General features: G+C 67.8%; 1 protein-coding gene. It reads left to right on the top strand.

Annotated elements, in window-relative coordinates; genetic code table 11:
* Positions 1-485, top strand: a 485-nt coding sequence (locus tag Q1B08_RS21700) for an HAD-IC family P-type ATPase (RefSeq protein ID WP_299823520.1), incomplete at both ends; no start/stop codon positions are given.

Below are 485 nucleotides of genomic sequence, written 5' to 3'. Positions count from 1 at the left end.
GAAACGACGCCGGCCGCGCTCAAGGCGCTTCATGAGCTCGGCTTCCGGATCGTCATGGCGACAGGCGACAACGAGCGCACGGCGCGCGCCGTTGCCGGTCGCCTGGGTCTCGATGAGGTCCGCGCCGACGTGCTGCCTGAGGACAAGGCGCGCATCATCCGCGAGCTGCAGGCCGAGGGTCACAAGGTGGCAATGGCCGGCGACGGCGTGAACGACGCGCCCGCCCTGGCCCAGGCCGATGTTGGCATCGCAATGGGCACCGGCGCCGACGTTGCGATCAAGAGTGCCGGCTTCACCTTGGTCAAGGGCGATCTCGGCGGCATCGTGAGGGCGCGGCGCCTGTCGCTCGCCACGATGCGCAACATCCAGCAGAACCTCTTCTTCGCGATGATCTACAACACGGCCGGTGTGCCGATCGCGGCGGGGGTGCTGTATCCCTTCTTCGGACTCCTGATCTCGCCCATCTTCGCGGCGGCGGCGATGAG

Source organism: uncultured Jannaschia sp. (assembly GCF_947494025.1).
Taxonomy (GTDB): domain Bacteria; phylum Pseudomonadota; class Alphaproteobacteria; order Rhodobacterales; family Rhodobacteraceae; genus Jannaschia.
Note: the sequence above shows the minus strand (reverse complement) of the source record. Positions and strands in the feature narration are given on the sequence as shown.